The sequence below is a fragment of the Streptomyces endocoffeicus genome, from assembly GCF_016741935.1.
Lineage (GTDB): Bacteria > Actinomycetota > Actinomycetes > Streptomycetales > Streptomycetaceae > Streptomyces > Streptomyces endocoffeicus.
This window is the reverse complement of record NZ_JAERRG010000032.1, coordinates 18,008-37,746: the sequence shown is the minus strand read 5'-3', so window position 1 is coordinate 37,746 and position 19,739 is coordinate 18,008. Positions and strand designations below refer to the sequence as shown.

Genomic DNA, 19,739 nt, shown 5'->3' with positions numbered 1-19,739 from the left:
CCTGAGCAGGACACCGACAGCACACCCCACAACTGGACGAATAGCCTCAAACAGGGGCTACTGCGACGGGAGTCGCCGTCCTATCGAAACACCACTTCAGAGGACGTGACCCCTGCGACGGTGTGGAAGCTATCTTCGGGCGGCGGTAGCCGACGGAAGCTCACCGAATCGCGAACGGTACTCGCTCGCGAATCTGCCGAGATGGGTGACGCCCCAGCGATACGCGATGTCTCCGATTGGGTCATCGGTCGTCAGGATGTCGTGGCGTATGCGGTCCAGGCGGAGGCCGCGAACGTAACTCATGGGCGACGTGTCGAGCTCTTCCCGGAACATGCCGCTGAGCGTCCGTGCGCTGCACCCGGCCGCCTCCGCGATCCGGCCCAGGGAGAGCGGCTCCGGCAGGTTGTCCTCGACGAAGGCAAGGGCCGACCGCAGCGCCTTGGGGTGCGGTGTGGCGGGGGCGGCGTGCAATGTGACGGTGTGGGTGTGCGGCTGGGCCAGCAGTAGAGCGGTCACGATGCAGCGCAGCTGGCTCTGCTGCAGCTCCTGCCGCTGGAACAGCGGGTCACCGGAGTCGAGCTGCTCGATCAGGGACTCGATCAGCAGCTTCACCGCCCTGCCCCGCGGTTGGGACAGGTCGAGCGGCAGGTCGAAGCGGACGGCGGGGGCATCCGGGCGCCCGGTGAGCGCCGCGAGCTCGCGCCGGACGAGCCCGGCGTCGATCCGCAGGCCGAGGAAGCGCGTCCCGTGCCGGTTCTGGCGGAGTTCCTGGGCGTCGCCGGGGTTGTAGACCCCGGCCCTGGCCTGGCCGAGGACGGCCTGCCGGTCGCCGCGGCGCGCGGCGATCTCGCCGGCCAGGCCCAGGTTGACGAAGTACGAGTCTCTGCCGGGGGCCGCGCCGACCTGCACCGACAGCGAGGAGGCGAAGTAGCCGACGGCGAAGCCCGGGGCCGCGACGCCGCGCAGCTCGTGGTCGCCCTCGTGGAGCGGACCGAGGGGGCTGAGGGTGACCGCCCCGCCGAAGAGCCGGGCCGCGGAGTTGAGCAGGGTCACCGGGTTCCGGGACTTCGTGAGGATGTAGTCACGCAGAGGACTCGACAACACCGTTCACCTCCTGGGTCGAGGATGCCACTGTCTCACCGGCCGCTCTCCCGGGCCAAGGAGTCGCGGAGCCGGTCGGCGAACCAGTCCGTGACGAGCACGTGCTTCTCGTGCGAATGGTTGTAGAGGCAGTGGTCGCCGTCGGGCCACTCGGCCCAGCGCTTGTCGGGCGAGGCCGCGGAGTCGTACAGGGCGCGGGCGTTGCCGGCCAGGAATACCCGGTCGGGGCTGCCGTGCAGGACGAGCAGCGGGACCCGCAGCCGGGCCAGCCGCTCCGGGGTGAGACGGTAGCGCTCCATCGCTGCATGGGCCTGCCCGGGGTCGTCGATCCCGAGCAGCGGCCGTACCTTCGCGATGAACCTCGGGTAGCGGTCCAGGATTTCGGCGGGGCGGACGGTGCCGCCGTTGATGCAACAGGCTGCGTACCCCTGTCCTGCGCTGGCGGCCAGCGCGGCGAGGTATCCGCCCATGCTGTTCCCCCAGATCCCGACCCGATCGTCGAGCCTGCCGTCCGCCCGCAGGGCCGTTGCGACCGCCCCGAAAGCCTTCTCCACGCCCAGGGTCATGTGGCTGCCGTGGAACAGCCTGCTTTCTCCCTGCCCGGGAAAGTCGGCGAGGAAGGCGGCGACTCCTCGCTCGAGCAGATATGTGGCGCCGGCGTGGTACTCCTCCCGCCAGCCGTCGAACCCGCCGACGATCACCACGACCGGCGGCCTGGTGACCCCGGCAGGGCGCAGCAGCCAGCCCGACACGATCCCGGCGGGGGTGTCCAGGTCCAGGTGTTCGGCGGCGGGCTCGGTCAGCGCGCCCGCCGCGCCGAAGGCGTCGATCAGCCTGCGGTACAGCTCCCGCTTGCGCGGCTCGGCGTCGGCGAGCGGGACCTGCCCGGCCCGGAAGCAGGCCGAGGCGAACAGGTACCAGCCGTGTGCCGTCGCAGTGTGCCCTGCGGCGAGCGCGGCGCTTGCGCGGGCCAGGTTCCGCTCCCCCAGCTCCTCGGCGGCCTCGTCCCACGGCCGTCCGCCGTCGGCGAGCCGGTGGAGCTCGTGGGCGTCGGCGGGGTCCATGCCGTTGCCGACGAGCCGCTGCATCGGCATCGCCCGCTTGTGCGCCTTTGCCGCGGCCCGCCACTCCTGAGCGTCCGTCACGGAACCACCGCCGTTCCCGCCAGCGCCCGGCCCAGAGCCTCGACGGCCCGGCCCGCCGCTGCGGCGTCCTCGGCGGCGCCGAAGACGTAGAAGTCCGGGCGGTAAAGGATCGCCGCGAGGCCGGTGCGGGCGAAGTAGTCGGCGTAGTAGCCGTCGACGTCGGCGGGGTCCTCGCCGAGGGCAACCACCCGGGCACCGATCCGGTCGAGCACGGCCACCTGGGGCGCGGTGAGTTCGCGGGCAGCGACGGGGGCGAACAACAAGGTCCAGCCGTGGCCGACCACGTCGTCGAACCGCCCGGTGCGGCCTGCGGACCGCACCCTGCCCTGTGGGGCGAGCCTGCCGACGACCTCGGCCGCCTTTCCTTCGGCTGCAGTGTCGAGGAACCCGCCGTGCAGGTGGGGGAAGACGGGCAGGGGTGGTACCTGGCCGCGGCGGAAGGCCTCGTCCCTGGCCGCGGCGATCTCCGGGTCGAAAGTGCAGGACACCCGGCCCGCCTCGACGGAGAGCCGGATCAGCGTCTCGACGTGGGGCGCCCGCTCGGCCTGGTAGCCGTCGAGCAGGGTGTCGGCGGCGAGGCCACGCAGTACCAGGTCCAGTCGCCAGGCGAGGGCCTTGGCGTCACGGATCCCCGAGCACATCCCCTGCCCCATGAACGGCGGCATGACATGCGCGGCGTCGCCCGCCAGCAGGGTCCGGCCGCTGCGCCACTGTTCGGCGAGCCCGGCCTCGAAGGTGTAGACCGCGTGCCGGACGAGGTCGGCCCGGTCCGGGGTGATGCCATAGGGCTCGAGCAGCTCCCAGGCCGCCCACGGGTCGTCGAACCGGCCCGGGTCCTCACCGGGCAGCAGCGCGAACTCGAACCGGCGGTGCCGGGTGCCGAGCTGGAAGAGGCAGTGCGGGCGGGCCGGGTCGCACACCTGCCCATTGTCGAACCCCAGGTGCAGCGGAATCTTCGGCTCGAGGTCGCAGACGAACCAGGTCTCCTTAAAGCCGACGTCGCTCCGGGCAGTGCCGAGCCGGGCGCGGACGAAGCTGTTCGCGCCGTCGACGCCCACCAGGTACCGGCCCCGGAACGTCCGGGTCCGCGCGCCGGGAAGACTGTTCCCGGCGCGGGAGCCGGCGCTCTCCCGCACGGTGACCTCGACGTGGTCCCCGTGCTGGGTGAGCTCGGTGGCCTCCCAGCCCTGGTGTACCGAGACATTGGGCAGCGCCCGCACCGCCGCGTCGAGCGCGTCCTCGACCGACGGCTGGTACATGAAGTAGTCGGAGGGCCAGCCGGAGATGCCCTCGGCGTCCCAGTCGAAGGTCAGCAGGGTCTCGCCCGCCGCGTTACGGAACTCGTACTTGGTGGCGCGAAACATGTCCCGCGCGACCCGCTCGGCCACGCCGAGAGACTGGAAGATTCGCATGATCTCGTGGTCGACGTGCCCGGCGCGCGCCCTGCCGTACAGCCGGGGCCAGCGTTCGAGGACCGCGACGCGGTGGCCAGCCTGCCCGAGCAGCGCCGCCAGGGTCTGGCCGACCGGGCCGTACCCGATCAGCACGACGTCGTACGGGGCGTCGGTGTCACCCGGCGGCGCAGTCGGATCGATGGTCGTCCCGTGCATCGTCCCCTCCCTTGGTTGTGCCGCACACGCTAGGCAGTCGGCCGCGGACTCCCTGTCCGGTTCCGGCGTCCGGTATCCGATCCCGGACCCGTTGCCGGAACCGGACAAGACCCGCCCGAACCGGACTTGGTTCCCGCCGTCGCGTACCTACCTTGGCCGGGCAATTCGCCAAGGAGGACTGGACCCATGGAGAACACAGACGACGTCCGGTCGGCGCTGATCGTCGGCGCCGGCATCGCGGGACTGACGGCGGCGAGCGCCCTGGCCCGGCGGGGATGGCTCGTCGAGGTCGCCGAGACGAGCGCCGAGGGAGCCACCGTCGGCTGGGGGCTGAGCCTGACCGGCCCCTCGCTCCGCGCACTCGACCAGCTCGGGCTGGCCGACCAGTGCCTCACCGCCGGATACGGCATGCGCACGATCACCAACACCGACGCACATGGAGCGGTGGCCCCGGTCGCGCTCCCCTGCCTGCTCGGCGAGGACCGCCCCGCCATGGCGGGGATCGCGCGCCCGGAGCTGCACCGCATCCTGCACACGGCGGCGCTGCGGCTCGGGGTGCGGATCCGCTACGGGCTCAGCGTCTCCCGACTGGCACAGCAGGCCGGACAGGTGCATGCCGAGCTGACCGACGGCACGACGCGCACCGTCGACCTGCTGGTGGGTGCCGACGGTATCCGCTCGACTGTCCGCGACCTCACCGGTTGCACCGCCCCGGTCGACTACCACGGCCAGATGGTGTGGCGGGCGCTCGTGCCGCGCCCCGACTGGGCCACCGGGATCCACACCTACGCGAGCACCGGCCACCAGACGGGACTCGTGCCGATCTCCGCGACCCAGGCCTACGTCTTCCTCACCGAGAACGGGGTGCGGCCCGACGTGCTGCCGGATTCCGAACTCGCGGAGCGGATGGCCGAACTTCTGGCGTCGTTCGCCGGACGGGTGGCCGAGTTCCGGCCGCTGGTCGCACGCTCCGGTTCGGTGGTCCGGCGGCCGGTGCAGACCGTGATCGTCGATGCGCCGTGGTCCCACGGCAGCAGCGTCGTGATCGGCGACGCCGCGCACGCGCCCTCGCCCCAGATGACCAGTGGCGCCGCCCTCGCCATCGAAGACGGCCTGATCCTCGCCGAGGAGCTGGACCGGCAGCAGGACGTGCCGAAGGCCCTCGAGTCGTTCACCGACCGCCGCTGGGAGCGGTGCTCGGTCCTGGTGAAGACCTCAGTGGCGATCTCCCGCCTTGAGCAGGAACAGCGGCACCGCGACTCGCACCAGCTCATCGACGCCTGCCATCGGCAGATGGCGCAGCCGGCGTGACACGAGCCGGTATGACACAGGAGGTTGAGTTGTCCCCAACAGACGCACAACACGACGTCACGCAGCACGACGTCGCAGCAGACTCCCCACAGGACGCTCCGTCCCTGCCCGAGGCGAAGGCGTGGCTGCGCACGCATCTCGCGGAGCGGCGCAACCCGTTCAACGCCATCGGCGAGGCTGCGGCCGCCCAATACATTGAGACGCTGCCCGGCCTCGACCCGGTCCGGTGGGCCAAGCACTGGCTCGGCGGCGCGACGGAGTTCGCGGCTGCCGCCGAGCGTGCCGAGGCCGACGGCGACCGGCGCGCCGCGCTGGAGAACTGGTGGCAGGCCTACCAGTTCGCGTTCCTCGGCCGGTACCCCTCCCCCCTCCATCCTGCCAAGCTGGCCGCGTACGAGCAGGCCCGAACCTACTTCGCCCGGGTCTGCGAGCTGGAGGACACCCCGGTCGAGCGGGTGAGCGTCCCGTTCGAAGGGCGCGAGGGCGAGGGCGACTCCGTCACGTTCCTGGTTGCCCGGCCGCCCGGCGGCTCGGCCAGGCCGCCGGTGGTGTTGATGTGGGGCGGCATCGACGTGTGGAAGGAGGAGAGCTACGCCCGTGGCCGGCTGCTGCGTGAGCGCGGCTTCGCCACGGTGCACCTCGATAAGCCGGGCGTCGGCCAGTCCCCCGTGCTGGCAGGGCCGGATGCGGAACGCCAGTGGGACCCCGTCTTCGACTGGCTGCAGGGCAGGGACGACCTCGACGGTGACCGGGTCGCAGCCCTCGGCCTGTCCTTCGGCGGCTACTGGGCGATGAAGCTGGCACACACGCACCGCGAACGCCTCGCCGCCGCGGTCAACTGGGGCGGCGGAGTGCACCTGACGTTTCAGCCCGAGTGGCAGGAGAAGTCCCGGCACGCCTCGTCCTACCTGATGGACCTCATGCCGGCCCGCGCCCGCATCTTCGGCGGCAGCACCTTCGCCGACTACGTCGTGCGCTGCCCCGAGCTCTCCCTGCTCGACCAGGGGGTCCTGGACCGCGAGTCCTGCCCGCTGCTGCTGGTCAACGGCAAGGACGACCAGCAGAACGCCGCCGCCGACATCCACCTCGCCCTCGAGCACGGCGACCCGAAGACCGCCCGGCTCTTCCCCGGCGGACACATGGGCTCCGGCCCGGTCCTGCCCACCATCGCCGACTGGCTGGCCGACCGGCTCGGCCCGACAGCGAAAGAAGGAAACTGACATGACCACCAACACCGTCGCCCCCCTGATCACCCACCTGCGGCACGTCGACATCGCGATGCCGAACTTCGCCGAACAGCGCGCGTTCTACCAGGAGACCTGGGGGCTGACAGAGACGGCCCACGACTCGGGAGTCTCCTTCCTCGCCGCTGAGGGCTCGCCCGAGCAGTACGTCGTCCGCCTCCGCCAGGACGGCCAGAAGCGCACCGACCTCATCGCGTTCGGCGCCCCCAGCCCCGCCGACGTGGACACCCTCGCCGAGCGGCTGATCGCCCAGGGCGTGCGGCTGATACACGAGCCCCGCGTGATGGACACTCCGGGCGGCGGCTACGGCGTCCGGTTCTTCGACAACGAGGGACGTGTCGTCGAAGTCTCCGCGGACGTCGCGGTGCGCAGGCACCGGAAGATCGAGGCGCGCGAGCCCGTCCCGGTGAAACTCTCGCACGTGCTGATGAACACGCCGACGCCGGAGGCAACCGTCCGCTGGTACACCGACCACCTCGGATTCCGGCTGACCGACACGATGTGCATCGGCGACCGCGAGATCATGTGGTTCCTGCGGTGCAACACCTTCCACCACAGCTTCGGCTTCGTTCGCGGCCCGCACGCCGCCTTCCACCACGCCTCGTTCGAGATGCGCGGCATCGACGAGTTCATGCGCGGCACCGGCCGCCTGCACCGCCTGGGCTACGAGCGGCTCTGGGGCCCTGGGCGGCACCTCGCCGGGGACAACTCGTTCAGCTACTTCCTCGACAAGGCGGGAAACACCGTCGAGTACACCACCGAGGTCGAGACGATCGACGAGGACACCTGGCACCCGCACCTCTACGACGTGCGCGATCCCGCCAACTCCGACGTGTGGGGCACCGCGAACAACATGAACGAGTTCGTCGCAGCCCGCTCGCAGAACGACGTCGACCGCGGCCTGTTCGTCGCACCCCCGATGTGAGCGGAGGGGACGACATGACGACCTCGGTGCGTACCCGGCTCTCCGGCAGCTGGCGGATGACCGACTGGAAGGTCTTCTGCGGCGAGGAGGAGCTCGACCCGCCCCTCGGCCCGGCGGCCGACTGCGCCGGACTGCTCATCTACACCGACGAGGGGACGATGAGCGCCAACCTGACGCTCCTCGAGCGGCCCCCCTTCGCCGACGGCTCGCTCGACGGCGGCACGCAGCAGGAGCGGGCCGACGCGTACCGCTCGGTCATCGCGTACGCCGGCACCTACGACGTCGACGAGCTGACCGAGGCGGTCGTCCACCACGTGGAGATCGCGACGTTCCCGAACTTCGTCGGCACCGACCTCACCAGGACGTGCATCTTCGAGGACGAGAACACCCTGAAGCTCGACACACCTCCGATGAAGATGGGCGGCGAGTGGCTCGGCAGCTACATCCGCTGGCAGCGCACAGGGACGGAGGGCCGGTGATGCGCGAGATCCGAAGGATCGTCACCGGCCGCGACGGCGAAGGACGGTCCACCGTCGTCGAGGACCGCGTGTGCCCGCACGTCGAGACCACCGCCGACGCCACCGTGACGAATCTCTGGCTGCACGAGGGACGCCCCGGCAACGCGACCGACTACCGCGACCCGGTCGGCCCCGGGGTGCCGCTGCCGCCCCCGGCCCGGGGCAGCGTGCTGCGGGTGGTCGAGTTCCCGCCGCGCGAGCCGGGCGGGTCCGCGTTCGTCCACCGCACGGATTCCCTCGACTACGCCTACGTCATCGACGGCGAGGTCTACAGCGTCCTCGACGACGGCGAGACCCTCCTGCGCGCCGGCGACGTGCTGGTCCAGCGCGGCACCAGCCACGCCTGGGACAACCGCTCCGGCCGGCCCTGCACCGTCCTGTTCGCCCTGCTGGATGCCGAGCCGCTCCGTCCCGCCGAGGGCTGAGCACCAACGGGGCCGGCGCCTCGGACCGTAACCGTGCCGAGCCGCCGGCCCCCTTCCTCTTTCAGTACACCCAGTTACAGGAGTCACACCATGCGGATTGTCAACCTCGCCGGCCGTCTGGCCCTGCTCCGCGACGGCCGCGCCGTCGACGTGCGGCGGGCAGGCGCGGGCCGGTTCGCGGCCGACCCTCAGGCCGTCTACGAACGCTGGGAGGAGTTCCGGGCCTGGGCCGACACCGCGGATCTCCCCGAGGGGGAGCCCTTCGCTGCGACCGACCTCGGCCCGCCCACACCACTGCCCCGGCAGACCTTCGCTATCGGGCTGAACTACCGCGACCACGCCGCCGAGTCGGGATTCGACGTGCCCGAGGGGCTGCCACTGGTCTTCACCACGTACGCCACCGCCATATCCGGGCCCGTCAGCCAGGTGCGGCTCCCCGAGGGCGGCCACACCGACTGGGAGGTCGAGCTGGTCGCCGTGATCGGCCGCCGCACCGAATCGGTATCCGAAGCGGACGCCTGGGATCACGTGGCCGGGCTGACAGCCGGGCAGGACATCTCTGAACGGCTGCTGCAGCAGTCCGGCCCGGCACCGCAGTTCAGCGTGGGCAAGTCCTGCCCCGGCTTCGCTCCCCTCGGACCGTGCCTGGTCACCCCCGACGAGTTCAACAACCCCGACGACCTCGAGCTGAGCTGCACCGTCAACGGCGAGGAGGTCCAGAAGGACCGTACCCGCGAACTGATCTTCCCCGTTCCCACCCTGATCGCCCGCCTCTCCGCGGTCCTCCCGCTGCTCCCCGGCGACGTCATCTTCACCGGCACCCCCGCCGGCGTCGGCTTCGGACGCGGCCCCCAGCGCTGGCCGGCCCCCGGGGACGAGCTCGTCAGCTTCGTCGAGGGCGTCGGCGAGCTGCGTCAGACCTTCGTGGCGTAACCCCGGGCCGCAGCACGGACAAAGGAGTCCAACATGGCACTGCACCGTCTGACCTCCCTCACGATGGGAGTCCCCAACGCAGCCGAGACAGCCGCGTACTACACGGAGTTCGGCCTCACACCGGCCGACAACGGCTGGTTCGCGAGCCGGGACGGCGGCCGCCAGCTGCGCATCGTCCCGACCCCGACCCGCCGCCTGGTCGAGATACGCATCGGCGCCGACACCCCCGACGACCTGGCCGCGGCCGCCTCGCGCCTGCACCGTCTCGGCATCGACAGCCGCTCCGAGCAGAACCGGCTGACGGCCCATGACAGGGCTACCGGCGTCCGCGCGGTGCTGGAGGTGGCCCCGCGGCTCGCCCAGGCCCCGGTCCCGGGCACCGCCTATAACGGGCCCGGCCGCCACGACCGAACCGGCGCCCGCGCGCCGGGCGTCCTGCGCACCGACCCCGTACGGCCCCGCAAGCTCGGCCACGTCGTCCTCGGCACCCTGGACTTCGACGCCACCACCGTCTTCTTCCGCGACGGCCTTGGCTTCAAGGCGTCCGACTACATCAAGGACCAGGGCGCCTTCCTACGCTGCTCCACCGACCACCACAACGTCCTCGTACTGGCCGCCCCGATCGCCTTCCTGCACCACACCTCATGGCAGGTCGACGACATCGACGACGTCGGCCGGGGCGCCGCCGCCATGCTCGAAGACCATCCGGAGCGGCACGTCTGGGGCCTCGGCCGCCACCACGCCGGATCCAACTTCTTCTGGTACCTCAAGGACCCAGCCGGCAACTTCTCGGAGTACTACTCCGACATGGACTGCATCGTTGACGACCAGCTGTGGACCCCGGAGGTCCTGGAGGGCGCCAAGGGCCTGTTCAGCTGGGGCCCGCCGCCACCGCCCTCCTTCCTGTCCCCCGACGACCTCGCCGGGCTGATGACCGACGCTCACGGTACGCCCAGGTAACTCTCACGACGCCGCCCGCGTGGGCGTCATCTGCCCGCCCTTCCCACTGTGGACCGTGCTCTTGCCGAAAACCTCATCCGCCCTGGTGGGAGGAGGTGCGCGCCGTGTTCGGGGTCGACCGGAGAAGTCGCCTGAACGGGCGCTCCCGCGAGGCTGGTGCTCGCCGCGGCAAGATGATCGACCGTGCTGCTGCGACTGGCCTTACCTGGGCGTGACGAATGCGTTCGCTATGCTGCGCCTGCTACCGATGGGCGATCGAGACAAAGCTGTTGAGATACTCGCCTTGCGGCACCAGATCACGGTGCTGGAACGCCAACTCGGCAAGGACCGGGTACGGTTCACTCCGGGCGACCGGGCATTTCTGGCGGCGCTGCTGCACCGGTTCCCCATGGACGTGCTCCGCGGAGTGCGGCTGCTGGTGCGTCCGGACACGGTGCTCCGCCGGCACCGCGACCTTCTCCCCGCCGCCATGCTGCCGCCTCCCGGCCCAAGCGTTCCGGACGGCCTCGGACCGTGCACTCCGTGCGGGCCCTGGTGCTGCGCCTGACACGGGAGAACCCCGGCTGGGGATATCGCCGCCTGCACGGCGAACTGCTCGTCCTGGGCGTGAAAGTGGCCGCTTCAACCGTCTGGGAGATCCTGCAAGAGGCCGGTATCGATCCAGCATCCGAGCGGTGAGCCAGCACCTGGGCGAACTTCCTGCGCTCCCAGGCCTACGCCCTGCTGGCCTGTGACTTCTTCGAAACGGTCACCCTGTCCGGGGCTCGGATGTACGTGCTCGCCCTCATCGAGCATGCCAGCCGACGGATCCGGGTCCTGGGTGCCACCGCGCACCCAACCTCTTCATGAGTGGCGCAGACCGCGAAGAACCTCGAAGAACCTCGCCATGGATCTTGAGGACGCGGGCTGCCGAGCGCGTTACATGATCAGGGACCGGGACGGAAAGTTCCCCGCCCTGTTCGATGCCATCCTGGCGAATGCGGGGATCGAGGTCGTCCTCAGCGGCGTTCAGATGCCGAGAATGAACTCGATCATGGAACGGTGGGTACAGACCTGCAGACGGGAACTCCTGGACCGCACCCTGGTTTGGAACCATCGGCACCTGCTTCACATCTTGCGCGAGTTCGAGCAGTTCCACAACGCACACCGGCCGCACCAGGGCATCGCGAACGCCGGACCGCTGCACGCCCTACCCACGCCGATCGACGATCCTGAGCAAATCAGCCGTCTCGACATACGACGAAGCGATCGACTCGGCGGGATCCTTCACGAGTACCGACATGCTGCGTGACCTGCATGGATGACATTTCTCGGCAAGGGCAACCTCTGCGGACTGTCTCGCTGCGGCGCCATAGGGCCGGATACGGCGCTCACACTCTGGGAGTGCCCTATCTGCCGGCAGACGCCAAGGGGCTTTACCACCGCTTGGCGCAGGCCACCCACGACAACCAGGTTGCCCGCACACGGCCTGCCTGCGGAAACCAGCCAGCGAGACCGCCGGTAGCTCCAGTTCCCCCTGTCGCATGGGGAGCGCGCCTCCGTGCTCCCACCTCGAAAGCGGGTCGGGAGCCGACAAGGGTCCTTATGCCTCTCGATGCACAGAGCATCCCAATCGATGGGGTGACCTCGCGGGCCCACGGTTGACGACGGCACACAGCGACCTGCGAAAACGCTGGTCGGGACGACAGGATTTGAACCTACGCCCCCTTGACCCCCAGTCGCGTCGAGCCTGAGCGGCGTGCTCCGGTCCGTTCTCCCAGGTCACATTGACGCACAATCAGCCGGGCAAAGGAGTCCACCCTTTTCGGCCCCTGCGTCCCGAGTTGCCTGGAAGCTGGCATCGTGACCGAGTGTCGCATATGTACAGTATGCAAGCGATCGGCGCCCTGGGTCGCGCCTTCAGCCCGACCGACAACGATCCCGATGATCCCGACATACCACCCGCCGCAGCAGTCTTCCGCTGACGTTGCCTCACCATTACCGTCAAGCGCCTGGAGTCCGGAATCCCCTCCGCCCCGGCCTCCAGACTTTTGCGTGAGCAGATTGCTAAGCATTCCCCATTCGGCTGATCCATCGCTGGCACAGGTCCACATTGATCGGCTCGAACAGTTCAGGACTCGACGCCTCGAAGAGGAATTGACTGAGCATCTCAACGTCCGCTTCATCGATCTCGACACGATCCAGCATGTGAACCGCTCCAGCCCATCGCGGCAATTCGAGAACGTCTAGCTCTCCGGAAATACACCGCTGCAGAACATCTCTTACGGCATCACGATCCAGACGTACACAAGGTCCCTCGCGCAGATCGCATCGGTTGGCAGCGTCGATCAGGCCATCCAGCGATGATTTCCAGCGAATCAGGCTGCTCAGTGCCTCGCAAGCATCCGATTCCATCGGATCATCCTCACTTGAACTTGATGTGCGCAATGCTGCCATCGGGGAGAAACGTCGTCCTGTAAGCCAACTCAGTGACCCCTTCAGCGTCTACCCGCTTCCGATAAACCTCTGCACCCACCTTCCCATGATTGAGTTCATTCTCGGCATCTGGATTCCGGCGAGGACAATTTCGATCCCCGTGTCCTTGAGGACGGCGTCGAACAGGGCGGGGAACTTCCCGTCCCTGTCCCGGATCATGAATCGTGCCCGGCAGCCGACGTCTTCGAGATCCATGACCAGGTTCTTCGCCGCTTGGGTTACCCAGGATGTGGTCGGGTGTGCGGTGGCGCCCAGGAACCGGATACGGCGACTGCTGTGCTCGATCACCGCGAGTACGTACATCCGCGCGCCGGACAGGGTGACCGCCTCAACGAAGTCACAGGCCAGGAGGGCGTCGGCTTGGGAACGCAGGAAGCCAGCCCACGTGCTGGAGCTCCGGCCGGGCGCCGGATCGACGCCGGCATCCTTCAGGATCTTCCAGACAGTCGACGCGGCCACCCTCACTCCCAGCACGAGCAGCTCGCCATGAAGGCGCCTGTAGCCCCAGCTTGGATTCTCCCTCGCCAGCCGCAGCACCAGAATCCGGATGGAGCGCTCGGTACGAGGGCGACCGGGTCGCTTGGGCCGCGATAGGGCGGCATGACGGCGCCTGGCGAGGTCGCGATGCCAGCGCAGCACCGTGTCAGGACGCACGAGCAGCCGCACCCGCCGCAGAGCCGGCAACGGCAGCCGGTGCAGCAGCGCCGCCAGGAACGCCCGGTCGCCCGGTCGCCCGGGGTGAACCGTACTCGGGCACCACCGAGTTGGCGTTCGAGCACTGTGATCTGATGGCGGAGGGCCAGGATCTCCGCATCCTTGTCCCGGTCGCTCATCGGCAACAGACGCAGCAACGCGAACGCGTTGGTCACTCCCAGGTAGGCCAGTCGCAGCAGCACGGTCGATCATCATGACGCGTCGACTACCGGCTGCGCGAGAGCACCGACTCGAGCGACGAGGCCGACGGCCGCCAGTCCAGGTGCAGGCCTCCGATCAGGGCGGATGGCATTCTCGGCAAGCGCAGCCCTGGGGCATCGGGCCGCTGGCCGCGTTCGGGCCGAGTCGCGCGGGTCCTCCCGCGCATCTCGCACGAGCTTTGGCCGTCCGTGCGACGTGACACACTGGCGGCGCAGGCGGCGGCGAACGGGGGCGATCCGGTTGGGTCTGGAGATCGAGAGTCGGCCGTCGGAGTTGCCGTCCATCGAGAGGGTATGGCGCAGCCGCAGCATCGCGGTTGGCCGGATGACGTCGATCGCGGCGTCGCATTGGGAGCTTGTCTTCTGGGAACACGACGGCCAGGTGCAGGCGGCCGTGCTGGGCCCGGAGCCCAGGGCCTGTCTGGCCCCCGTTCCCAAGGACGCCACGTTCTTCGGTATCAGCTTCGCTCTCGGCACCTCGATGCCTCACGTGCCGATCAGCCGGCTTGTGGGTGGCAGCGCGGAGATCCCCGACGTGACGCGGCGCTCCGTGTGGCTGAAGGGTTCCGCCTGGCACGTGCCCGATTACGACAATGCGGAGGCGTTCGTGCGGCGCATGGTGCGTGAGGGCATCGTGGACTGCGACCCGATCGTGCCCGCGGTGCTCGGCGGCGCGGCCCCCGATGTCTCCGAGCGGACCCTCCAGCGGCGTTTCGTCGCGGCGACGGGCCTCACCCGGGGTGCCATCCGGCAGATCCACCGTGCCCGCGAGGCGGCGGTTCTGATCCAGGAGGGGGTGCAGGCGCAGGACGTCGTGCACCATCTGGGCTATTTCGACCAGCCGCACCTGGCGCGGTCCCTGACCCGGTTCATCGGCCGGACCGCCGCTCGGCTGAGTGCTCCGGGCCGGGCGGAGCCGCTGTCGCTTCTGTACAAGCCCTCCTCCCCGGTGCCCGCATAGTCTTCCTGACGTGGCCGACGGGGTCGGCCCGCCCCGGCCGGAGCGCTATTCGGCCGGGACCGGGCAGACGATTCCGAACTCATCACGGAGGAATCATGCGCAAGGTTGTTTCGGGTCTGTTCGTCTCGCTCGATGGTGTCGCCCAGTCGCCGAACGAGTGGCAGTTCGATTTCGACGAGGAGATGGGCGCGGCGCTGGGAAAGACGCTGGAGACGGCCGACACGATTCTGCTGGGCCGGGCGACCTTCACCGAGTGGGCCGGGTACTGGCCGACGGTAACCGACGGCGAGGACGCCGGCTTCGCCAAGTGGATCAATGATTCGCCCAAGTACGTCGTCTCCTCCACGCTGGACAGCGTGGAGGACTGGGCGAACAGCACGCTTATCAACGGCGATCTGCCGGCCGCGATCGAGGAGCTCAAGTCGGGCGAGGGGAAGGACATCACCGTCGCGGGCAGCCCCACGCTGGTGCGTTCGCTTCTGGAGCAGGACCTGTTGGACGAACTGGTACTGCTGATCCACCCGGTGGTGGCCGGCGAGGGCCGCAAGAAGCTGTTCGCCGACGACGCCACCCTGAAGAAGCTGGAGCTGGTCAGCGCTCAGCCGACCAGCAGCGGAGTGATCATCGCGACCTACCGTCCGACGCGCTGAGCACTGCTCGACGAGGGCCGGGTACAGGGACGGGCAGGAGATCGAGCCGCTTGTCCATGTCGTGGCGGAACGTTGCGGGTGCCGAAGGGGTCTGAAGGGTGCGGGCTGTGCGTATCCATCGTTCGGTCTCCACGTGCATGGAATCGCAGGCGAGCAGCGTGTGAGCCTGGGAGCGCGGGAAGGAACGCCAGGTCTGCTGGGAGCCACGCTGCGGTGCGGGCGGTGGACCGCAGCGGCGCAGAACGCGCCGGATCGTGGCAGCGGCAACCCTACGACCGAGCCGGCGCGGCTCGCCCTGGATCCTGACGTACCCCCAGGCCGGGATCTCACGCGCCAGGCGCTGGATGAGCGCCGCAATCTCCTCCGACAGCGGTGGCCGGCCGGGTCCGACCGTTGGACACCCTTCAGGGGTCTGGCAGACTGCCCGCCGGGTCCGCTCCTGTCAGGGACGCCGGAGTGGGTGTGAGGAGCTCCGAAGGGCTTCCGACAGGGTGTGCAGGCGGACCGCCACCGAGACGCGGAAGAACGACTCCGGGTCCCGCCATGTGTCGCCGAGCAGTTGGGTGATCCTGTCGAGCCGCTGAAGCACGGTGTTGCTGTGCACGCCCATCAGTCGCGCGGTGCGGGCGGGGCTGGCGTTGCAGTCCACGAAGCGGTGGAGGGTGGCGAGCAGATCGGTCCCCCGTTCGGCATCCCAGCGCCGGACGGGGCCGATGGTGCGATCGATGAACTGCCGCACGCTGGTGGGGTCGTGGGCGAACAGCGTCGTGTACGGCAGGTAGGCGTCGGCCGCGACCGCGGCCGCCTCGATGCCGAGGGCGGTCAGCACCCGGCCGCAATCCCGGGCCGTCGTGAAACGCGCGCTCAGTTCGTCGAGGCTCTCCGCAGGGGGCGCGGCCACGGTCAGCACCGCGCCGACCTCCGTCGCGGCGCACAGGCGGTCGCGGACGGCGGTCGCCGCGCGCTGCGGATCGCTCTCCGGCACGACGAGTGTGACGACGCCGTCCACTTCGCCCGCCAGGCCGGACGGCGCGGCCACGGTCTGGGTGGCCCGCAGCGCGGCGCGGCGCTGTTCGGGTGCCACCACGGTGATGACGACGGTCCGCAGGTCCTCCGGGCGCAGTCTGCGGGCGCGCAGCCGGGCGGGCAGGCTCGCGCGCCGCCGGGCGTCGGGACTGACGAGGTCACCGAGAAGCTCACCGCGCACATGGTCCTCGGCGTGGAGGACCGCGTCCTGTTTCAGAGTGAGGAGCGCGGTGATCTGTGCGGCGCGCTCGATGGTCCGCTGCTCCACCGCGCCGAGTTCGACCGTGCCGTCGCCGATGAGCAGGCCGCCGAGCATCATCTCCCCGGCGAGCACGGCGACCGCGGTGTGAAACTCGCCGGTCGGCGGGTCCAGCGGAGTGCAGCGCCCGGAGCGCAGGCTGTCGGTGATGGCCGCCCGGACTGCGGGCGGGTCGATCACCGAGGCGGTGCTCCGATCGTCCGATGCGGCGAGCACGGCGTAGGTCTCGTCGAGGATGACCACGGGCCGCTCCAGTGCCGCTTCCAGAGTCCGCGCGACGTCCGCGGCACCGCCTCCGCGCAGAACCGCGGCGGTCAGCTCCTCGTGCACCCGGCTGGCGCGCTCCATCGCCTCGACGTGGTCGGCCAGCGCGTCATAGGCGCGCTGCGTCTCGGCGGCCGCGTCCCGGGCCTGGGTGAGCAGACGGGCCGATTGCAGTACGACGGCGACGTTGTCGGCGAAGGCCGACAACAGTGAGACCTCTTCCGGGGAGAAGGTGTGCTCGGCGCGATTGGCGGCGAACAGCACTCCCAGGACCCTGCCGCCGGCGATCAGCGGGACGCCGGCGATGGAGACGAGGCCCTCGGCGCGGACGGCGTTGTCGATGCTGTCGTCATGGGGCACGTCGCGCAGATGTTCGTAGCGTGAGGTCCACTGCGGGGCGCGGGACTCGACGATCTTGCTGGCCAGACCGATATGGGGCGGCACCCTCAGCTTCTGGAAGGACGGGGCGACCGCTCCCGCGGTGGAGCGGACCCTCAGCTCATGGGTGGTCTCGTCGAACTCGGACAGATAGGTGACATCGGTCCCGGCCAGGTCATGGGCGCGCCGTACCAGCCGGGTGATCAGCAGATCCACATCGTGCAGTTCGGCGAGTTCCCGTGCGCTGGAGAACAGAGCGGCCAGTTCCTGTCCGCGCCGGTGCGACCGGGCCATCGCGCCCTGGAACTCGCGAACCCGGCGGCCCACCTGGGTGGCCGTGGCGGTGTCGAGATGCTCGGTGAGCAGCAGGTCGGTCACGGCGTCGGGCTCGTCCGGGGGTCCTTTCGCGGCGAGATCGAGCAGGGTCAGGACAGCGGTCACCGGGATGTCGGCCCGTGGTGCCGCCCGCTCGGTGTCCCGGGGCGCTCCCATGTCCACCGTCCTGTCCGCCCTGTGTGAATCACCCATTAAAAACTTCGCACCGTGTACTGATGGTACATGGGCGCTGTTACACCGCGTATCTAAAGTCTGAGGTGTGACAGCGGCGTCATCCACTGAAGATCCGCTGGTCACAGTGGTGCAACTCAGGGCCCGATGCCCACCTCGACCGTAGTGCGACTCTCCGGCGTGACGACGGACTCCTCACCGCAGGACATGATCGTGATCGATGAACAGCTAATCCAGCCCACCCACCGCCGCCGATGCGGCGGGGCCGCGTCCCGGCAGCGGTCCGCCATGTGCTCCATGGGCGTGGAGCCCCGGGCGGTTCCCGCTCTGCGGGCCTTCACCCGCGACGTGGCGACACGGTGGGGGGCGCCCGAGGAGACCGTCGACGCACTGCGCGTGATCGCCACGGAACTGGTCACCAACAGCGTGCTGCACAGCGGAAGCCCCGAGGTGAGCCTGCTGCTGACGGTCGACGACTCCGCGGTCTCCGTCGAAGTCAGGGACACCGGCACCTGGCGGGAACGGTGCCCTGGCACGGGGACACCCGACCAGATGGTGGACGGGCGGGGGCTGGGCCTGGTCCACGCCTACGCCACAACGTGTCGGGTCCAGCGGGACTCGCAGGGCACGGCCGTCCGTGCCGAGCTGCTGATTCCGCTTCCCGCTCAGCGAGGACAGCCGCGGGAGCTGCCCGGCCGCCGGTCGCCGACCGGGTGTTGAAACGGACGGCTTGCGGCGCCCGGCGGCGTCCTGGCCGTCATGCCCCGGGAGCCACGTCGCCGCTCGCCCGCCGCGGGGCCTGTCTCCCCTTGAGCTCGTCACCGAAAGCAGGAGGATCCATGGCAGTCAACAGCAGGCTTTCCGGCGTGAAGGACCTGTCGGTCGGTGAGCGCCGCGCCCGTATCGCGCGCGGTGCCGCGGTCGAGCCGGAGAGCCTGGAGGTTCTCGATCCCGAGCGCGGCCTCACCCTCGAGCAGGCCGACCACATGGTCGAGAACGCCATAGGTGTCCTCGGCGTCCCGCTGGGTGTGGCCACCAATTTCACCGTCAACGGCCGCGACTATCTGATCCCCATGGCCACCGAGGAGCCGTCGGTGATCGCCGCGGCCAGTAACGCCGCCCGTATCGCCCGCGTCACCGGCGGATTCACCACCTCGACCACCGAACCGCTCATGCGGGCGCAGCTCCAGGTCCTCGATGTCGCCGATCCGCACACCGCCCGGCTACGGCTGCTCGAAGCGCGCGAGGAGCTCATCGCGCTGGCCGACGCACAGGACCCTCAGCTCCTCCGGTTCGGCGGCGGCGTCCGGGACGTGGACGTACATCTGGTCGACGCTCCCGGGGGCACCTATGTGGTGCTGCACCTGATCGTGGACGTACGCGACGCGATGGGCGCCAACGCCGTCAACACCATGGCCGAGGCGATCGCCGGGCGGGTCGGGGAGATCGCCCGGGGACGCACGCTGCTGCGGATTCTCAGCAACAAGGCCGACCTGCGGCTGTGCCGGGCGCGTGCCGTGTTCGACGCCGAGGCGCTCGGAGGGCCTGAGGTGGTCGACGACATCGTGCACGCCGCGGCCCTGGCCGAGGCGGACCCGTACCGCGCCGCCACCCACAACAAGGGGATCATGAACGGCGTCATCGCGGTCGTGCTGGCCACCGGCAATGACACCCGCGCCGTCGAAGCCGGCGCCCACTCGCATGCGACCGGCCGGTACCGTGGGTACACGTCCCTGTCGCACTTCGAGAAGGACTCCGACGGCAACCTGGTCGGCGCGCTGGAGCTGCCGATGGCGGTCGGCCTGGTCGGCGGGGCCACCAAGGTGCACCCGGTCGCACAGGCCGCCGTGGCCCTGCTCGGCGTCACGACGGCCCGCGAGCTGGGCGAAGTCATCACCGCCGTCGGCCTGGCGCAGAATCTCGCCGCGGTCCGGGCCCTGGCGACCGAGGGCATCCAGCGCGGCCACATGTCGCTGCACGCCCGCAACGTCGCCGTCACCGCCGGTGCCACCCCCGAGGAACTGCCGCTCGTGGTCGCCCGGCTGATCACCGACCGGGCCGTGCGCGCCGACCATGCCGAAAAAGTCCTCGCCGAGCTGCGCGGCGAGGGCTGATGCCTCGCCTCACCGCCCG

Annotated in this window: 16 protein-coding genes and 2 pseudogenes; 12 read left to right on the top strand and 6 right to left on the bottom strand. The window is 69.9% G+C overall.

Annotated elements, in window-relative coordinates; translation table 11 throughout:
• Positions 1-129 precede the first annotated feature (129 nt).
• From JK364_RS45150 to mhpA, 3 genes are read right to left on the bottom strand one after another with little or no spacing between them, the layout of a single operon-like run.
• The gene (locus tag JK364_RS45150; RefSeq protein ID WP_307841591.1) at positions 130-1,104 is read right to left on the bottom strand and encodes a helix-turn-helix transcriptional regulator; all 975 of its coding nucleotides are present in this window, start codon (positions 1,102-1,104) and stop codon (positions 130-132) included.
• Between the two features lie 32 nt (positions 1,105-1,136).
• Entirely contained in the window at positions 1,137-2,246 is a 1,110-nt protein-coding gene (locus JK364_RS45145) for an alpha/beta hydrolase family protein (RefSeq protein ID WP_201857264.1), read from the bottom strand.
• Positions 2,243-3,856, bottom strand: a complete 1,614-nt coding sequence (mhpA, locus tag JK364_RS45140; protein WP_201857263.1) for a bifunctional 3-(3-hydroxy-phenyl)propionate/3-hydroxycinnamic acid hydroxylase MhpA — start codon at positions 3,854-3,856, stop codon at positions 2,243-2,245. The genes JK364_RS45145 and mhpA overlap by 4 nt, the downstream gene beginning before the upstream one ends.
• A gap of 186 nt (positions 3,857-4,042) precedes the next feature.
• On the opposite strand from mhpA, the gene JK364_RS45135 reads away from it, so the two are divergent.
• The 8 genes and pseudogenes from JK364_RS45135 (at position 4,043) to JK364_RS45095 (ending at position 11,463) form a co-directional block, all read left to right on the top strand.
• Positions 4,043-5,167 (top strand): FAD-dependent monooxygenase, encoded by a 1,125-nt coding sequence (locus tag JK364_RS45135; RefSeq protein ID WP_230993484.1) that lies wholly within the window; start codon positions 4,043-4,045, stop codon positions 5,165-5,167.
• A 29-nt stretch (positions 5,168-5,196) separates the two neighbouring features.
• Positions 5,197-6,387 carry an alpha/beta hydrolase family protein gene (locus tag JK364_RS45130; protein ID WP_201857262.1) on the top strand — a complete coding sequence of 397 codons (1,191 nt, stop codon included), beginning with the start codon at positions 5,197-5,199 and terminating at the stop codon, positions 6,385-6,387.
• A gap of 1 nt (position 6,388) precedes the next feature.
• Complete coding sequence (locus JK364_RS45125) at positions 6,389-7,336, top strand: VOC family protein (RefSeq protein WP_201857261.1); 948 nt, start codon at positions 6,389-6,391, stop codon at positions 7,334-7,336.
• A gap of 14 nt (positions 7,337-7,350) precedes the next feature.
• A complete protein-coding gene (locus tag JK364_RS45120; protein ID WP_201857260.1) occupies positions 7,351-7,815 on the top strand; it encodes a lipocalin-like domain-containing protein in 465 nt (154 codons plus the stop codon).
• Positions 7,815-8,279: a cupin domain-containing protein gene (locus JK364_RS45115; RefSeq protein WP_201857259.1), complete on the top strand. Its 465-nt coding sequence runs from the start codon at positions 7,815-7,817 to the stop codon at positions 8,277-8,279. The genes JK364_RS45120 and JK364_RS45115 overlap by 1 nt, the downstream gene beginning before the upstream one ends.
• A 90-nt stretch (positions 8,280-8,369) precedes the next feature.
• Positions 8,370-9,212 carry a fumarylacetoacetate hydrolase family protein gene (locus tag JK364_RS45110; RefSeq protein ID WP_201857258.1) on the top strand — a complete coding sequence of 281 codons (843 nt, stop codon included), beginning with the start codon at positions 8,370-8,372 and terminating at the stop codon, positions 9,210-9,212.
• A 33-nt stretch (positions 9,213-9,245) separates the two neighbouring features.
• On the top strand, positions 9,246-10,172 hold the full coding sequence (locus JK364_RS45105) for a VOC family protein (protein ID WP_201857257.1): 927 nt from the start codon (positions 9,246-9,248) through the stop codon (positions 10,170-10,172).
• 183 nt (positions 10,173-10,355) lie between these two features.
• Positions 10,356-11,463, top strand: a pseudogene (locus JK364_RS45095) (integrase core domain-containing protein).
• 755 nt (positions 11,464-12,218) lie between these two features.
• On the opposite strand, the gene JK364_RS45090 reads toward JK364_RS45095, so the two are convergent.
• Positions 12,219-12,608, bottom strand: coding sequence for a hypothetical protein (locus JK364_RS45090; RefSeq protein WP_201857311.1), 390 nt, complete (start codon positions 12,606-12,608; stop codon positions 12,219-12,221).
• Positions 12,609-12,677: 69 nt separating this feature from the next.
• Positions 12,678-13,543 (bottom strand): annotated as a pseudogene (locus tag JK364_RS45085) (helix-turn-helix domain-containing protein); the annotation flags it as partial.
• 343 nt (positions 13,544-13,886) lie between these two features.
• On the opposite strand from JK364_RS45085, the gene JK364_RS45080 reads away from it, so the two are divergent.
• Positions 13,887-14,522: a helix-turn-helix domain-containing protein gene (locus tag JK364_RS45080; protein WP_230993483.1), complete on the top strand. Its 636-nt coding sequence runs from the start codon at positions 13,887-13,889 to the stop codon at positions 14,520-14,522.
• Positions 14,523-14,617: 95 nt separating this feature from the next.
• Complete coding sequence (locus JK364_RS45075; protein ID WP_201857255.1) at positions 14,618-15,172, top strand: dihydrofolate reductase family protein; 555 nt, start codon at positions 14,618-14,620, stop codon at positions 15,170-15,172.
• A 442-nt stretch (positions 15,173-15,614) separates the two neighbouring features.
• Here JK364_RS45075 and JK364_RS45070 read toward each other — a convergent pair whose 3' ends face one another.
• Positions 15,615-17,591: a helix-turn-helix domain-containing protein gene (locus JK364_RS45070; protein WP_201857254.1), complete on the bottom strand. Its 1,977-nt coding sequence runs from the start codon at positions 17,589-17,591 to the stop codon at positions 15,615-15,617.
• Positions 17,592-17,753: 162 nt separating this feature from the next.
• Here JK364_RS45070 and JK364_RS45065 point away from each other — a divergent pair, with 162 nt between their 5' ends.
• Complete coding sequence (locus JK364_RS45065; protein WP_201857253.1) at positions 17,754-18,326, top strand: ATP-binding protein; 573 nt, start codon at positions 17,754-17,756, stop codon at positions 18,324-18,326.
• Between the two features lie 119 nt (positions 18,327-18,445).
• Positions 18,446-19,720 carry a hydroxymethylglutaryl-CoA reductase, degradative gene (locus JK364_RS45060; RefSeq protein WP_201857252.1) on the top strand — a complete coding sequence of 425 codons (1,275 nt, stop codon included), beginning with the start codon at positions 18,446-18,448 and terminating at the stop codon, positions 19,718-19,720.
• Positions 19,721-19,739: the final 19 nt, after the last annotated feature.

Excerpts from the sequence above, each read along its gene's own strand:
- JK364_RS45120 (WP_201857260.1), top strand. The coding sequence starts at position 7,351 with ATGACGACCTCGGTGCGTACCCGGCTCTCCGGCAGCTGGCGGATGACC.
- JK364_RS45115 (WP_201857259.1), top strand. The coding sequence starts at position 7,815 with ATGCGCGAGATCCGAAGGATCGTCACCGGCCGCGACGGCGAAGGACGG.
- JK364_RS45080 (WP_230993483.1), top strand. The coding sequence starts at position 13,887 with ATGACGTCGATCGCGGCGTCGCATTGGGAGCTTGTCTTCTGGGAACAC.
- JK364_RS45110 (WP_201857258.1), top strand. The coding sequence starts at position 8,370 with ATGCGGATTGTCAACCTCGCCGGCCGTCTGGCCCTGCTCCGCGACGGC.
- mhpA (WP_201857263.1), bottom strand. The coding sequence starts at position 3,856 with ATGCACGGGACGACCATCGATCCGACTGCGCCGCCGGGTGACACCGAC.
- JK364_RS45105 (WP_201857257.1), top strand. The coding sequence starts at position 9,246 with ATGGCACTGCACCGTCTGACCTCCCTCACGATGGGAGTCCCCAACGCA.
- JK364_RS45075 (WP_201857255.1), top strand. The coding sequence starts at position 14,618 with ATGCGCAAGGTTGTTTCGGGTCTGTTCGTCTCGCTCGATGGTGTCGCC.
- JK364_RS45060 (WP_201857252.1), top strand. The coding sequence starts at position 18,446 with ATGGCAGTCAACAGCAGGCTTTCCGGCGTGAAGGACCTGTCGGTCGGT.
- JK364_RS45070 (WP_201857254.1), bottom strand. The coding sequence starts at position 17,591 with ATGGGAGCGCCCCGGGACACCGAGCGGGCGGCACCACGGGCCGACATC.
- JK364_RS45135 (WP_230993484.1), top strand. The coding sequence starts at position 4,043 with ATGGAGAACACAGACGACGTCCGGTCGGCGCTGATCGTCGGCGCCGGC.
- JK364_RS45090 (WP_201857311.1), bottom strand. The coding sequence starts at position 12,608 with ATGGCAGCATTGCGCACATCAAGTTCAAGTGAGGATGATCCGATGGAA.
- JK364_RS45065 (WP_201857253.1), top strand. The coding sequence starts at position 17,754 with ATGCCCACCTCGACCGTAGTGCGACTCTCCGGCGTGACGACGGACTCC.
- JK364_RS45125 (WP_201857261.1), top strand. The coding sequence starts at position 6,389 with ATGACCACCAACACCGTCGCCCCCCTGATCACCCACCTGCGGCACGTC.